The organism is Limnohabitans sp. INBF002 (assembly GCF_027924905.1).
Lineage (GTDB): Bacteria > Pseudomonadota > Gammaproteobacteria > Burkholderiales > Burkholderiaceae_C > Limnohabitans.
The window spans coordinates 2,437,916-2,451,460 of the sequence record NZ_AP027055.1; the positions used below are offsets into that span (position 1 = coordinate 2,437,916).

Here is a 13,545-nt window from a genome sequence, read left to right on the forward strand (position 1 = left end):
CATATGCCTTGATTTTAGGCCTTGGTTGAGGGGGAATCAGGGGGCCGTTGGCGGCTGTTTGCGCTCTGTCACAAAGCCAATACGGTTCATGCCCGCTTGCTGAGCCAGCCCCATGACTTCGACCACCCGGCCATAAGGCACACGTTCATCGGCGCGCAGCTGCACTTCGGGCAGTTCGCCATGGTCTACGGCTAAGGCTTTGGAGGCTTCGGCATTCAAACTGCGCTTGAGCTCATCCAAAGTAATGCGTTTGTCATCTAAAAAAATAGCACCTTTGTTGTCAATGCTCAGTTTGACAAAGCGCGGTGGTGCGCTGCTGGCCTGAGCCCCGTCGGTTTTGGGTAAATCAAGCTTCAAAGCGCTGACCATCAAGGGTGCGGTGATGATGAAGATGACCAACAACACCATCATCACATCGACCAACGGGGTGACGTTGATGTCGCTCATGGGCGTTTGGCCCGGCGTGCGCTCAAAACGTCCAAAGGCCATCAGAGCTCTCGCAGGTCGTGGGCAAAGCCTTCCAGCTCTTGCTCCAAGCGGTTAATCACGCGGCCCATCACGTTAAAGGCCAACACGGCGGGCAAGGCCACCGCCAAACCAGCAGCCGTCATGACCAACGCCTCGCCCACGGGACCGGCCACGCGCTCGATGGTGAGCTGACCTGCCGTGGCAATGCCGGTCAGCGCGTGATAAATACCCCACACCGTACCCAGCAAACCCACAAACGGCGCGGTAGAACCGACGGTGGCCAGCAACACTTGACCCGACTGCAAACGGTGCAACACGCCGTGTAAGGCATCGCGCAACACGCGCGTGCGCTGAGCCGACACATCGCCTTGCGCACCCAACGTGCCGGGCATGAGTTGTTGGTTGGCTTGCGCCAGTGGCAACAGCACCGCCGTGCGCTCTACAGCCGTCAAAGCTTGGATGCCTTGCTGCACATCGCGCGCTTGCCAAAAGGCAGCTTTGCCATTGACAACGTCCGCACTCACGCGGTGCAGCAACCAGGCTTTGTAAAAAATAACGGTCCAGCTGGCCACCGACATGGCAAGCATTGCCAAGGCCAAGGTGGCGCTGAGCGCGTCACCTTGCAAAGCAGCAGCGAAGAAGTCCATAAAAATTAGCGCAGGTTCAAGACATCAAACATGTCGAACAAGCCGTTTTTCTTGCTAGCCAAGAAGCTTGCTGCACGCAAACTGCCTTGGGCGTAGGTGGCACGACTGGACGACTTGTGCGTGATTTCGATGCGCTCGCCAATGCCAGCGAACAACACGGTGTGGTCGCCCACGATGTCGCCACCACGGATGGTGGAGAAACCAATGGTGGAGGGGTCGCGCTCACCCGTGTGGCCATAACGCTCATACACCGCGCAATCTTTGAGGTCGCGACCGATGGCGTCGGCAATCACTTCGCCCATTTTCAATGCGGTGCCTGAAGGCGCATCCACCTTGTGGCGGTGGTGGGCTTCGATGATTTCAATGTCATAGCCCGTGGGCATGGCTTGCGCGGCCATTTGCAACAGTTTCAAAGTCACGTTCACACCCACGCTCATGTTGGGGGCCATGACGATGGCGATGTCCTTGGCGGCTTCGGCGATTTCTGCCTTTTGCTCGTCCGTAAAACCGGTGGTGCCAATGACCAACTTGACGCCCAATTCACGGCAAATCTTCAAATGCGCCAGCGTGCCTTCAGGACGCGTGAAGTCAATCAGCACATGGCTGTTTTGCAAACCTTTGCGCACATCAGATTCGATGTTCACGCCGCTGGCTTGACCCAAAAAGCCAGTCGCATCGTTGCCGATGCCAGGGCTAGAAGGCACATCCAAGGCGCCAGCCAACATGCACGTGGGGTCGTTGCGCACAGCCTCGATCAGCATATGGCCCATGCGGCCACTGGCGCCAGCGATGGCAATTTTCAAAATGTCAGGAGATTGAGCCATGGTGTATCGGCGCTTTCAAAAATCAACGAGCCACTTCGAGCGGCGGGTAAGTAACTGGGCCAACAGGTGCTGCTGGCTGGGCTGAGCCTTGAGCGGGTGCCGGCTTGGTTGGGAACTTCGCCAAATCGGCCTCAGTGGCTTTGAGCTCTGGCAATTTGGTAGGTGGGCGACGGTTGTCTAACTTGGCTGCGAACTCGGCCTCGGTGGGCAATGGATCGCCCTCAATGCGGTCCAGCACATCGCCTTTGAAGAACACGCTGAAGCGGCGTTGCTGCGGTTCAGCACCTTGACGACGGATGGTGAAGGCGTAGTCCCACCGGTCTGCATGAAACAAGCTGGTCACCAAGGGTGTACCGAGCACATCACGCACCGCTTGGCGGGGCATGCCTGCGCGCAGAGCTTGTACTTGCTCACGCGAGACAAAGTTGCCTTGCACGACTTCGGGCTTGTAAATCAGGTTGCTCGAACAGGCCGTCAGCCCTAGGCCCGCAACCAAGCAGGCAAGGGCCACGAAGCGTCGTTGCTGACGCAAAAATTCTTGGGCATTTCGACAGGATTCAAACATGGTGTGAAAGGCCGAATGAGGCGCTAAGGCTATGATTCGTTCATTGTAGCGGTGGGTCTATTTCCAGCGCTGAGCGAAAGACAAAATGGCACACCCAGACGACCTCAAAAGCATTGGCCTCAAGGCCACCGCACCTCGCCTGAAAATTTTGGAAATTTTCCAACAAGGCACGCAACGGCATATGACAGCCGAGGACGTGTATCGCCATTTGCTGCTGCAAAACATGGACATTGGCATCGCCACGGTTTACCGCGTGTTGATGCAGTTTGAGCAAGCTGACATTTTGAAACGCAGCCACTTTGAGAGCGAGCGTGCGGTGTATGAGCTGAATGAAGGCGAGCACCACGACCACCTGGTGTGCCTAGACTGCGGGCGCGTAGAAGAGTTTCACGACGAAGAAATCGAAGCTCTGCAGGTCCAAGTGGCCAAGCGTCATGGTTTCGAGATTGCAGACCACGCGCTCAGTCTGTATGCCCACTGCGTCAAAAAGAATTGCGAGCATCGCCCCGCGGGCAAGTGAGGCTTAGCCTTGCGACATGGCGCGCTGGTGGCGCGCAATGAACTCTTGATAAGTGTCGACACCGCGCAACTGCAAAATTGAGTTGCGCACCGCCGCCTCCACCAACACCGCGATGTTGCGACCCGCGACCACTTGAATGACAACCTTACGCACGGGTACGCCCAACACGTCTTGCGTCAGAGGCTCATGGGGCAAACGCTCGTAGTCGCGCTCTAGGGTTTCTTTGCGCACCAAATGCACAATGAGCTTCAAGCGCATCTTGCGACGCACCGCGGTTTCACCAAAGATGGCGCGAATGTCGAGCAAACCAATGCCGCGCACTTCCAACAAGTTTTGCAGCAGCTCGGGACAGCGACCTTCGATGGTGGTTTGGTTGATGCGGTACAAATCGACCGCGTCGTCGGCCACCAGACCGTTACCACGCGAAATCAACTCCAAGCCCAGCTCGCTTTTACCCAAGCCGGACTCACCGGTAATCATCACGCCCAAGCCCAAAATGTCCATGAACACGCCGTGCATGGTGGTGCGATCGGCAAAGTGCTTGGATAAATAAGCGCGCAACAAATCAATGACAAAAGCTGCCGACTCATGCGTGGCAAACAAGGGGATTTGGGCTCGCTCACACATGGACACCAAAGCCTCGGAGGGCTGCTGACCATCAGCCAAGACCAACACCGGAGGCTCTAAGGTGACGATGCGCGCGATGCGACGGGCGCAGTCTTCGGGCGAGCATTTGCTGACGTAATTGGCTTCACGCTCACCCATCACTTGCACGCGATAGGGATGGATGTAATTGAGATACCCCACCAAGTCGGCGCCAGAGCGCGCGCTGCGCACAGCCACCTCATCAAAGTGGCGCTCTGAGGCACCTAAGCCGGCAATCCATTCCCAACGCAGTCGACCGCGAAAGGCTTCAAACAGCACATCCGCGCTGATGACGGAAGGTCTCACGGTTGCACCGCATTCCAGGTGGAGATGATGCGGTGGAGTTCCGTCGCGTCATCGCAGGTTTTGATTTTTTCGCGCAAGCCGGTGTCGCTGAGCAACTCAGCGATTTCAGACAAAATTTCAAGGTGCTTTTGCGTAGACGCCTCGGGCACCAGCAAAAAGATGAGCAGACTCACAGGCTGCTCGTCAGGGGCGTCAAAGCCAATGGCTTTGTCTAGCTGGAACACCGCCGCCATGGGCGACTTCAAGCCTTTGATGCGGCCATGCGGAATCGCCACGCCGTGCCCCAACCCTGTGGAGCCTAAACGCTCACGCGCAAACAAGCTCTCGGCCACCAACGCGCGATTGAGGCCGTGCAGGCCCTCAAACAACAAGCCCGCCTCTTCAAAGGCGCGCTTTTTACTGGTGACCTCAACACGCACAAGAACTTGTGCTGGAGGAAGAATAGAAGCTAAACGATTCATGATTGAGCGCAGATTATGCACCTACAAAATAACAAGCCTTGAAACGACAAAACCGCCGATTCACGGCGGTTTTGAGAAGCTTCTGGGTCTACATCAAACGCTTGGGACTCTCATGGTGATGGTTTTGCAAGCGGTCTTTGTGCCGAACCACTTGACGATCCAGCTTATCCACCAACTCATCCACGGCTGCGTACATGTCTTCATGTGCACTCTCGGCGAACATATCGCTACCTTTGACGTGGATATTGCACTCGGCTTTTTGACGGCGCTCTTTCTCAGTTTGGTTCTCAATGCTAAGCAGCACCTTCACATCAACCACCTGATCGAAATGTCGGGTGATGCGGTCTAGCTTGCCTGTCACGTAAGTGCGCAAGGCGGGAGTTACTTCAAGATGGTGACCACTGATCGTCAAGTTCATAAAAAACCTCCATTGGTGAGTTAGCGCTTTCACTATGCGCTCAGCCTACCTAAAAGGCAATGGGTTGAACTCAAAATCAGCCCAAAAACACCCTACGGAAAACCCCTAGACTGCACCGAGGCGGTGCGATAATCTGCGCCACATCAACAGCGGAGCTATCTCCTTGGAAACCTACCCTAGTCGGTAGCTTTCGGATCGCACCAGGCCTATAGACGGCGCGCGAATTCGAAAGCTGCATTTCTCACCCTTCGAATTTCTGTGCCCCACGCGCAAGGACTGCCATGCTCAATATCTTCACGCTGGCCAACGGTCGACTCTTTCAAGAAGAGATCGAATCGCTGGAAGAACTCTCCAAATTCCAACCCATCTGGGTTGACCTCGAAGCGCCCACGCTTGAGGAAAAACGCTGGATCAAGCAGTACTACGGCCTTTCCATCCCCGAAGATGCGATGGACGAGGACATTGAAGAGTCTGCCCGCTTCTACGAAGAAGACAACGGCGAACTGCACATCCGTAGCGACTTTTTGATCGCCGACGAAGACGAGCCCCGCACCGTGCGTGTGGCGTTCATCTTGAACCAAAACAACGCGTCGCTACGCAGCCGTGGCGTGTTGTTCTCCATTCACGATGAAGACGTACCCGTGTTCCGCTTGTTGCGCATGCGTGCACGCCGCGCGCCTGGCTTGATTGAAGACGACAAAGACGTTCTGTTAAAGCTCTTTGACGCCGACGCCGAATACTCAGCCGACACGCTAGAAGGCATTTACGACCAGCTCGAAAAAGCAGGCAAGTTGGTACTGTCTGAAGACGTGACCGACGTGCTGGCCGGTGAAGTGCTGGGTGCCATTGCCCGCCAAGAAGACTTGAACGGTCGCATTCGCCGTAACGTGATGGACACCCGCCGCGCCGTGAGTTTCATGATGCGCTCGCGCATGCTCAATGCCGACCAGTTTGAAGAAGCGCGCCAAATTTTGCGTGACATCGAATCGCTGGACAACCACACGGCTTTCTTGTTTGACAAAATTAACTTCTTGATGGATGCGACCGTGGGTTTCATCAACATCAACCAGAACAAGATCATCAAGATCTTCTCGGTGGCCAGCGTGGCCTTGCTGCCACCCACCTTGATTGCCAGCATCTACGGCATGAACTTCCAGTACATGCCAGAGCTCGACAAGACCTGGGGTTATCCGATGGCCTTGTGTCTGATGATTGCCAGCGCTTTGGTGCCCATGTGGTACTTCCGCAAACGCGGCTGGCTCAAGTAATCAAACGGCCAGCGTGGACAGCAGGCGGTCAAGCACCGCCAAGCTGTAGCGACTGGCGATGCTTTGAATGAATCGCGGAAAGTCCACATGCGCCGCATCATCGGCGCGGTCTGAAATAGTGCGTACCGCCGCCAAAGGCACGCCATAGTCGTGACACACCTGCGCCATGGCGGCGCACTCCATCTCCACCGCCAAGGCATCGGGTAACTCACGTTGCAAGGCTTGGCTTTCCAACGTTTGTGACACAAAGCGGTCGCCACTGGCGATCAAGCCTTGGTGCACTTGGGCGTTTGGCAAATCTAAATTGAGCCACTCTGTTTTTGGCAGAGATGCCAACATGTCTTGCATAGCCAAAGGCGCGGCTTTGGTCAAGGCATCACTCAAAGCGGCATCTGCGGCAAAACGCGTCATGCCGGTCAAGGGCACTTCGTGGCGCGGGAACAAAGGCGATGCATCCATGTCGTGCTGAATGAACTCACGCGCCACCACCACATCGCCCACATTCACCTGCGGCGCCAAACCACCGGCGACGCCTGTGAAGACGATGCGGCTCACACCAAAACGTTCAATCAAGGTTGTGGCAGTGGTGGCTGCGGCCACCTTGCCGATGCGAGAGAGCACAGCCACCACCTCGTGACCATGCCAATGCCCCACCCAAAATTCGCGGCCCGCCACCACGGTTTTTTGTTCGTCAGGCATGCGTGCCAGCACCGCCGCCAGCTCTTCGTGCATGGCGCTGACCAGCGCGATGCGGCTCATGCAGGGGTTTTGTCGCGCAGTTCTCGGCGCAGCACTTTGCCCACGGGAGTTTTGGGCAACTCTGTGCGGAACTCCACCACGCGTGGCATTTTGTAGCCCGTGAGGTTGTGGCGGCAATGTTCCAGCACTTGCGTTTCGGTCAAGGCAGCATCTTTCTTGACCACCACCAGTTTGACGGCTTCGCCTGAGCGTTCGTCGGGAATGCCAATCACCGCGCACTCCATGACGCCAGGCATACCGGCCACCACCTCTTCCACCTCGTTGGGATAGACATTGAAGCCACTGACCAAGATCATGTCTTTCTTGCGGTCCACGATGCGAAAGTAGCCGCGCTCGTCCATCACGCCCACATCACCCGATTTGAAGAAGCCATCCGCCGTCATGACGCGTGCAGTTTCGTCAGGACGTTGCCAGTAACCCGCCATCACTTGTGGGCCACGAATAGCGATTTCACCAGGCGTTCCCACAGGCACTTCGTTGCCGTCATCGTCGATGATCTTCATGTCAGTGCTGGGCAATGGCACACCAATTGAGCCGTTGAAGGCTTTGTTGGTCACAGGGTTACCGCTGGCGGCAGGGCTGGTTTCTGACAAACCGTAGGCTTCGCAAATGGGGCAGCCGGTTTTCTCCAGCCACAACTTGGCGACTGGGCCTTGCACGGCCATGCCGCCACCCACGGACACCACCAAGTGCGACCAATCTACTTTATTGAAATCAGGGTGGTTGGCCAAGGCGTTGAACAAGGTGTTCACCGCAGGGAAAACGTGGAAGCGATGCTTGCTGATCTCTTTGAACACTGCGGGCAAATCACGCGGGTTGGGGATGAGCACCGAGCAGCCGCCCATGCGCATACACGCCATGATGTTGAGCGTGAACGCGAAGATGTGATACAGCGGCAGCGGGCAAATGAAAGTTGGAATTTCGTTGGCTGGAATGCGCTTGAGTGCAGGCTGAAACCACGCCGACGCTTGCAACATATTGGCCATCACATTGCGGTGCAACAGCTCAGCCCCTTTGGCCACGCCTGTGGTGCCGCCGGTGTATTGCAACACCGCCAAGTCATCGCCATGGATCTCAGGGGACGTCAATGTGCAACGCTCGCCGGCCGCTAATGCATCGTTGAATCGAACGGCTGTGGGCAGCTCGAACGCAGGCACCATTTTTTTAACTTTGCGCACCACATGGTTGACCAACACGCCTTTGAGCAAACCTAAGCGGTCGCCCATCGCACACAACACCACATGCTTCACAGGGGTACGGGCCAAACACTCTTGCAAAGTCGCGCCGAAGTTTTCGAGCACCACGATCGCTTTGGCATCTGAGTCTTTGAGCTGGGCTTCCAACTCGCGGGCGGTGTAAAGCGGGTTGATGTTGACCACCACAAAACCCGCGCGAAGCACGGCCGCCACAGCGATGGGGTACTGCAACACGTTGGGCAGCATGATGGCCACCCGGTCACCAAATACCAAGCCTAAGCTTTGCAAATAGGCTGCAAAAACTTGGCTCAAACGGTCAAGCTCTTTATAGGTCAGCCGCTTACCCAAGAAACTGAAAGCTGTGCGATCGCCGTATTGGCGAAAGCTTTCTTGCATCAAATCTACCAACGAGCTGTACGCGGTGATGTCAATTTCTGCAGGCACACCCTCTGGGTAGGCGCTTAACCAAGGCTTCATTGTGGAGTTCATTCAATCGCTTTCACCATGTCTTCGACCACCTTCTTGGCGTCACCAAACACCATCATGGTTTTGTCCATATAAAACAGCTCATTGTCCAAACCGGCATAGCCCGAAGCCATGGAGCGTTTGTTCACAATCACCGTCTTGGCTTTATAAGCTTCCAGAATCGGCATGCCGTAAATTGAACTGCCCTTCTCCAACGCAGCGGGGTTCACCACGTCGTTCGCACCCAGCACGATGGCGACGTCGGCTTGGCCAAATTCGCCGTTGATGTCTTCCATCTCAAACACTTGGTCGTAAGGCACCTCGGCCTCGGCCAACAACACGTTCATGTGGCCAGGCATGCGACCCGCCACCGGGTGAATTGCATACTTCACGTTGATGCCTTTGTGCATCAACTTCTCAGCCAACTCGTTCACCGCATGCTGCGCACGCGCCACAGCCAAGCCATAACCAGGCACGATCACCACGGTTTCGGCGTTAGACAAGATGTAAGCCGCATCGTCGGCACTGCCGCTCTTGACGGGGCGTTGCTCTTGGGCGCCAGCCACTGCCGTGACCGCCTCTGCGCCAAAGCCACCCAAAATCACGCTGAAGAACGAGCGGTTCATGGCCTTGCACATGATGTAGCTCAGAATCGCGCCCGAGCTGCCCACCAAGCTGCCCGCAATGATGAGCATGCTGTTGTTGAGCGAGAAGCCAATGCCCGCAGCAGCCCAACCCGAATAGCTGTTGAGCATGGACACCACCACGGGCATGTCGGCACCGCCAATCGGGATGATGATGAGCACACCCATCACAAACGACAAGGCCAGCATGGAGAAGAAAGCAGTCCAGCTCTCTGTCATCACAAACATCAAGCCCAGACCAATCATGACCAAGCCCAACACGAGGTTGAGCATGTGTTGGCCTGCAAAGCTCACAGGCGTACCTTGAAACAAGCGGAATTTGTATTTACCCGAAAGCTTGCCAAACGCAATCACCGAGCCGCTGAAAGTAATGGCACCAATGGCGGCACCCAAGAACAACTCCAAACGGTTACCGGCCGGAATGGGGAAGCGCTGCATCATCTCGGTAATGACCACGCCCGACGTCGTTTGCACCTTGGTGATCAACTCTTGCGGTGCTGGCGTGATGCCAAACGCCCAAGGCTCTGCCACCGCAGCCACGCCGATGAACACCGCCGCCAAACCAATCATGCTGTGCATGAAAGCCACCAGCTCGGGCATCTTGGTCATCTCAACGCGTTGCGCCATGAGGGTGCCGGCACCGCCGCCGACCACAAGACCCACCAGCACCCAGCTCATGCCGATGCTGGAGCCAGACAGCTTCACGATCAAAGCGGCCGTTGTCAGCACCGCAATCGTCATGCCGCTCATGCCAAACACGTTGCCGCGAATGGACGTGGTGGGATGGCTCAAACCTTTGAGCGCTTGAATGAAACACACGCTCGCCACCAAGTACATCAAGGTGACGAGGTTCATTGAAACAAAGTCCATGTTCATGCTTTGTCTCCTGCTGCTGCCTTAGCGGGTTTGTCTTTTTTTCTGAACATTTCCAACATGCGACGCGTGACCATGAAGCCACCAAACACGTTGACCGCTGCCAGTGCCACAGCCAACACACCCATGGTTTTACCCAGCGTGGTTTCTGTCATGGCAGCCGCCAGCATGGCACCCACGATGACGATGGCCGAAATGGCGTTGGTCACCGCCATCAGCGGCGTGTGCAACGCAGGAGTGACCGTCCACACCACGTGGTAACCCACGTAGATGGCGAGCACAAAAATAATCAGGTTGACGAGGGTGGGGGAGACTGCATCCATGTTGTTGTTCCTCGTTTTATTTCTTCACCACCGCGCCATCGCGGGTGACAAGACAAGCGGCCACGATGTCATCTTCTAGGTCGATGTGCAACGCACCTTCTTTGTTGATGACGAGCTTCAAAAAGTCGAGCACGTTGCGGGCATACAGCGCGCTGGCGTCTGCAGCCACCAAGGCGGGCAAGTTGGTCTCGCCCACGAGCGTCACGCCATGCTTGATGACGGTTTTGCCCGCCTCGGTCAGCGGGCAGTTGCCATCGGTGCCGTTGGCCCCTTTACCTGCAGCGATATCGATGATGACCGAGCCCGGCTTCATGGCCTTGACCATGTCTTCTGTCACCAGCACAGGCGCTGCGCGACCTGGGATGAGCGCCGTGGTGATGACCACATCGGCCAAGGCCACGCGCTTGGCGACCTCAACCTTTTGACGGTCCAGCCAGCTTTGCGGCATGGGGCGGGCATAGCCACCCACGCCTTCGGCAGCGTCTTTTTCGTCTTGGCTTTCAAACGGCACGTCGATGAACTTGGCGCCGAGGGACTCCACTTGCTCTTTCACGCTGGGGCGTACATCGGTGGCTTCAATCACCGCACCCAAACGCTTGGCAGTGGCAATGGCTTGCAAGCCCGCCACGCCCACACCAAGGATGACCACGCGGGCGGCCTTCACCGTACCCGCTGCCGTCATCAACATGGGGAAAAAGCGTTGGTATGTGTCTGCCGCCAGCATGACTGCTTTGTAGCCCGCGATGTTGGCCTGTGAAGACAACACGTCCATGCTTTGCGCACGGGTGGTTCGTGGGGCCGCTTCGAGGGCAAAACCTGTGGCACCTGCTGTCGCCAAACGCTGCAAGCCTTCCGCGTTGAAAGGCTCCAACATGCCCACCACGGTGCTACCAGCTTTGATGCTTGACGCCTCAACAGCCTCTGGCGCGCGCACCTTGAGGACCAAATCGCAACCCCAGCTGCTGGCCGCATCCACCACTTCAGCGCCCACCGCGGCATAAGCCGTATCTGGAACGCTGGCAGCAACGCCCGCACCCTTTTGCACGCGGACGGTGTGTCCTTGGGAAATGAGTTTTTTAGCCGTTTCAGGCGTGACGGCCACGCGGGTCTCGCCTGCCGTCGTCTCGGCGGGAACACCTATCAACATGCGCTTCTCCTCGTGTGAGTGCTTATTCTTGTCAGAGTGACGCAAGGTTACACGACTTTACAAATACAACTGAGCGGGATTTACCCGAAAGATAATGAGCGAATGAATAAACGTTGGAAGCCCAGTGTCACCGTCGCCGCCATCATTGAACGCGATGGTCGTTACCTCCTCATCGAAGAACACACACCTGAAGGTTTGCGCCTGAACAACCCCGCAGGTCACCTCGACCCAGGCGAGTCACCCGAAGACGGCTGCGCACGCGAAGCGTTGGAAGAAACCACCTACACCTTCAAACCCACAGACATGGTGGGCATCTACATCTCTCGGCTGTTACGCCCTGCCCGCGAAGGTCGTGCCGCCGAAGACGTGACCTACTTTCGCCTCGCGTTTTGCGGCGAGCTGGGTGAACAGGTACCAGGCGCCAAGCTAGACAAAGGCATTGTGCGCACCCTGTGGATGACGCCCGACGACATTCGCGCCAATGTGCATCGCCTGCGCAGCCCATTGGTATTGCGCTGCATGGAAGACCACTTGGCTGGACAACGCTTTCCGATGGATTTGATTTACACCGACCCCAGCGTCTTGAACCCCGCAAAGGGATAATTGCCGCATGGCAAATAACAAACGTGTGGTGGTGGGCTTGAGCGGCGGCGTGGATTCGGCCGTCAGTGCCTATCTGTTGAAGCAACAAGGCTACGACGTCGTCGGCATCTTCATGAAAAACTGGGAAGACGATGATGACAGCGAGTACTGTTCGTCCAACATCGACTTCGTGGACGCCGCTGCCGTGGCTGACGTGCTTGGCATTGAGATTGAACACGTCAACTTTGCCGCCGAATACAAAGACCGCGTGTTCGCCGAGTTCTTGCGCGAATACCAAGGCGGCCGCACGCCCAACCCCGACATTTTGTGCAACGCTGAAATCAAGTTCAAAGCGTTCTTAGACCACGCCATGCGCTTGGGCGCAGAAAAAATTGCCACCGGCCATTACTGCCGTGTGCGTGAAATAAATGGCGAGTTTCAACTGCTCAAAGGCTTGGACCCCAGCAAAGACCAAAGCTATTTCTTGCACCGATTGAACCAGGCACAGTTGTCCAAAACCTTGTTCCCCGTGGGCGAGCTGCACAAAACCGAAGTGCGCCGCATTGCGGATGAAATTGGTTTGCCCAACGCCAAGAAAAAAGACTCCACCGGCATTTGCTTCATCGGCGAACGCCCTTTCCGTGAGTTTTTAAACCGCTACATCGCCAACGAGCCCGGCCCCATCAAAGACGAGCGTGGCCGCAAGATTGGCACGCATGTGGGTTTGAGTTTTTACACGCTTGGTCAACGCCAAGGCTTGGGCATTGGTGGCCTCAAAGAAAAAGGCGCACAGCGCGGTGGCGGTGAACATCAGCCCTGGTTTGTGGCCCGCAAAGACTTGGCCACCAACACCTTGTATGTGGTGCAAGGCCATGACCACCCTTGGTTGCTTTACGGCTCGCTGCACGCCGACGACCTGAGCTGGTGCGCCCCTCACGCGCCAACACCCGGACGCTACGCAGCCAAAACACGCTATCGCCAAGCCGATGCCCCGTGCGAGTTGAGCTACAACACAGAAGGCGAGCTGGTGCTCGCCTTTGATGACCCTCAGTGGGCCGTCACACCCGGCCAATCGGCTGTGTTGTATGACGGTGAGGTGTGTATGGGCGGCGGGGTCATTGCCAGCGCTGCAGCGCTGAACACAACCCTCGCCTAACTGCGCTAGGCAGCGACGCGTTTACTTGGCAGCGTCAGCTTTAGGAGCGGCTTCGACCTTCTTAGCGCCTTCGGCTTTTTTTGCAGCCTTCTTCTCTTGGCCGAGGTGTTTGCCTTCGGTCTTCACCGCAGGTGCGGCTTCAACCTTGGCTGCAGAAGCGGGCGTGGCAGGTGTTGCTGGTGTCGCCGGCGCCGCAGGTGTCACAGCAAACGCTGCAGCAGAAAAAGCACCAACGATCAAAGAGGCAATCAGCTTGTTCATATAAATTCCTTTACGGT

Annotated in this window: 17 protein-coding genes; 4 read left to right on the top strand and 13 right to left on the bottom strand. The window is 56.6% G+C overall.

Annotation, left to right across the window (positions count from 1 at the left end; translation table 11 throughout):
- Positions 1–36: 36 nt before the first annotated feature.
- Genes QMG15_RS12180 through QMG15_RS12195 form a run of 4 tightly spaced genes read right to left on the bottom strand, consistent with a single transcriptional unit; the run spans position 37 to position 2,504 of the window.
- Positions 37–489 carry a biopolymer transporter ExbD gene (locus tag QMG15_RS12180; protein WP_281788808.1) on the bottom strand — a complete coding sequence of 151 codons (453 nt, stop codon included), beginning with the start codon at positions 487–489 and terminating at the stop codon, positions 37–39.
- Entirely contained in the window at positions 489–1,115 is a 627-nt protein-coding gene (locus QMG15_RS12185) for a MotA/TolQ/ExbB proton channel family protein (protein WP_108401989.1), read from the bottom strand. Before QMG15_RS12185 ends, QMG15_RS12180 begins: the two co-directional genes overlap by 1 nt.
- 5 nt (positions 1,116–1,120) lie before the next feature.
- A complete protein-coding gene (gene dapB / locus QMG15_RS12190) occupies positions 1,121–1,939 on the bottom strand; it encodes a 4-hydroxy-tetrahydrodipicolinate reductase (RefSeq protein ID WP_108360408.1) in 819 nt (272 codons plus the stop codon).
- 22 nt (positions 1,940–1,961) lie between these two features.
- Positions 1,962–2,504: an outer membrane protein assembly factor BamE gene (locus tag QMG15_RS12195; RefSeq protein WP_281788809.1), complete on the bottom strand. Its 543-nt coding sequence runs from the start codon at positions 2,502–2,504 to the stop codon at positions 1,962–1,964.
- An 85-nt stretch (positions 2,505–2,589) separates the two neighbouring features.
- Between QMG15_RS12195 and fur the strand changes: the two genes are divergently transcribed.
- Positions 2,590–3,024, top strand: a complete 435-nt coding sequence (gene fur / locus QMG15_RS12200; RefSeq protein ID WP_108360406.1) for a ferric iron uptake transcriptional regulator — start codon at positions 2,590–2,592, stop codon at positions 3,022–3,024.
- 3 nt (positions 3,025–3,027) lie between these two features.
- Here fur and hprK read toward each other — a convergent pair whose 3' ends face one another.
- The 3 genes from hprK to raiA all read right to left on the bottom strand — a co-directional run bounded on the left by hprK (position 3,028) and on the right by raiA (position 4,854).
- Positions 3,028–3,975: an HPr(Ser) kinase/phosphatase gene (gene hprK, locus QMG15_RS12205; protein WP_108360405.1), complete on the bottom strand. Its 948-nt coding sequence runs from the start codon at positions 3,973–3,975 to the stop codon at positions 3,028–3,030.
- Positions 3,972–4,436 carry a PTS sugar transporter subunit IIA gene (locus tag QMG15_RS12210; RefSeq protein ID WP_108360404.1) on the bottom strand — a complete coding sequence of 155 codons (465 nt, stop codon included), beginning with the start codon at positions 4,434–4,436 and terminating at the stop codon, positions 3,972–3,974. Before QMG15_RS12210 ends, hprK begins: the two co-directional genes overlap by 4 nt.
- An 88-nt stretch (positions 4,437–4,524) precedes the next feature.
- On the bottom strand, positions 4,525–4,854 hold the full coding sequence (raiA, locus tag QMG15_RS12215; protein WP_104800461.1) for a ribosome-associated translation inhibitor RaiA: 330 nt from the start codon (positions 4,852–4,854) through the stop codon (positions 4,525–4,527).
- 281 nt (positions 4,855–5,135) lie between these two features.
- On the opposite strand from raiA, the gene corA reads away from it, so the two are divergent.
- Positions 5,136–6,122 carry a magnesium/cobalt transporter CorA gene (gene corA / locus QMG15_RS12220; RefSeq protein WP_108360403.1) on the top strand — a complete coding sequence of 329 codons (987 nt, stop codon included), beginning with the start codon at positions 5,136–5,138 and terminating at the stop codon, positions 6,120–6,122.
- Here corA and QMG15_RS12225 read toward each other — a convergent pair whose 3' ends face one another.
- Genes QMG15_RS12225 through QMG15_RS12245 form a run of 5 tightly spaced genes read right to left on the bottom strand, consistent with a single transcriptional unit; the run spans position 6,123 to position 11,529 of the window.
- Complete coding sequence (locus tag QMG15_RS12225; RefSeq protein WP_281788810.1) at positions 6,123–6,881, bottom strand: 5'-methylthioadenosine/adenosylhomocysteine nucleosidase; 759 nt, start codon at positions 6,879–6,881, stop codon at positions 6,123–6,125. It lies immediately after the preceding gene.
- Positions 6,878–8,566 carry a long-chain-fatty-acid--CoA ligase gene (locus QMG15_RS12230; protein ID WP_281788811.1) on the bottom strand — a complete coding sequence of 563 codons (1,689 nt, stop codon included), beginning with the start codon at positions 8,564–8,566 and terminating at the stop codon, positions 6,878–6,880. The genes QMG15_RS12225 and QMG15_RS12230 overlap by 4 nt, the downstream gene beginning before the upstream one ends.
- A complete protein-coding gene (locus tag QMG15_RS12235) occupies positions 8,563–10,056 on the bottom strand; it encodes an NAD(P)(+) transhydrogenase (Re/Si-specific) subunit beta (RefSeq protein WP_281790141.1) in 1,494 nt (497 codons plus the stop codon). The genes QMG15_RS12230 and QMG15_RS12235 overlap by 4 nt, the downstream gene beginning before the upstream one ends.
- A gap of 2 nt (positions 10,057–10,058) precedes the next feature.
- Positions 10,059–10,382 carry an NAD(P) transhydrogenase subunit alpha gene (locus tag QMG15_RS12240; protein ID WP_108283800.1) on the bottom strand — a complete coding sequence of 108 codons (324 nt, stop codon included), beginning with the start codon at positions 10,380–10,382 and terminating at the stop codon, positions 10,059–10,061.
- A gap of 16 nt (positions 10,383–10,398) precedes the next feature.
- Entirely contained in the window at positions 10,399–11,529 is a 1,131-nt protein-coding gene (locus QMG15_RS12245) for a Re/Si-specific NAD(P)(+) transhydrogenase subunit alpha (RefSeq protein WP_281788812.1), read from the bottom strand.
- Between the two features lie 102 nt (positions 11,530–11,631).
- Here QMG15_RS12245 and QMG15_RS12250 point away from each other — a divergent pair, with 102 nt between their 5' ends.
- Both QMG15_RS12250 and mnmA read left to right on the top strand, forming a co-directional pair.
- A complete protein-coding gene (locus QMG15_RS12250; protein WP_281788813.1) occupies positions 11,632–12,132 on the top strand; it encodes an NUDIX hydrolase in 501 nt (166 codons plus the stop codon).
- A 7-nt stretch (positions 12,133–12,139) separates the two neighbouring features.
- On the top strand, positions 12,140–13,267 hold the full coding sequence (gene mnmA, locus QMG15_RS12255) for a tRNA 2-thiouridine(34) synthase MnmA (protein ID WP_281788814.1): 1,128 nt from the start codon (positions 12,140–12,142) through the stop codon (positions 13,265–13,267).
- Positions 13,268–13,288: 21 nt separating this feature from the next.
- On the opposite strand, the gene QMG15_RS12260 is transcribed toward mnmA, so the two are convergent.
- Entirely contained in the window at positions 13,289–13,528 is a 240-nt protein-coding gene (locus tag QMG15_RS12260) for a hypothetical protein (RefSeq protein ID WP_281788815.1), read from the bottom strand.
- Positions 13,529–13,545 lie beyond the last annotated feature (17 nt).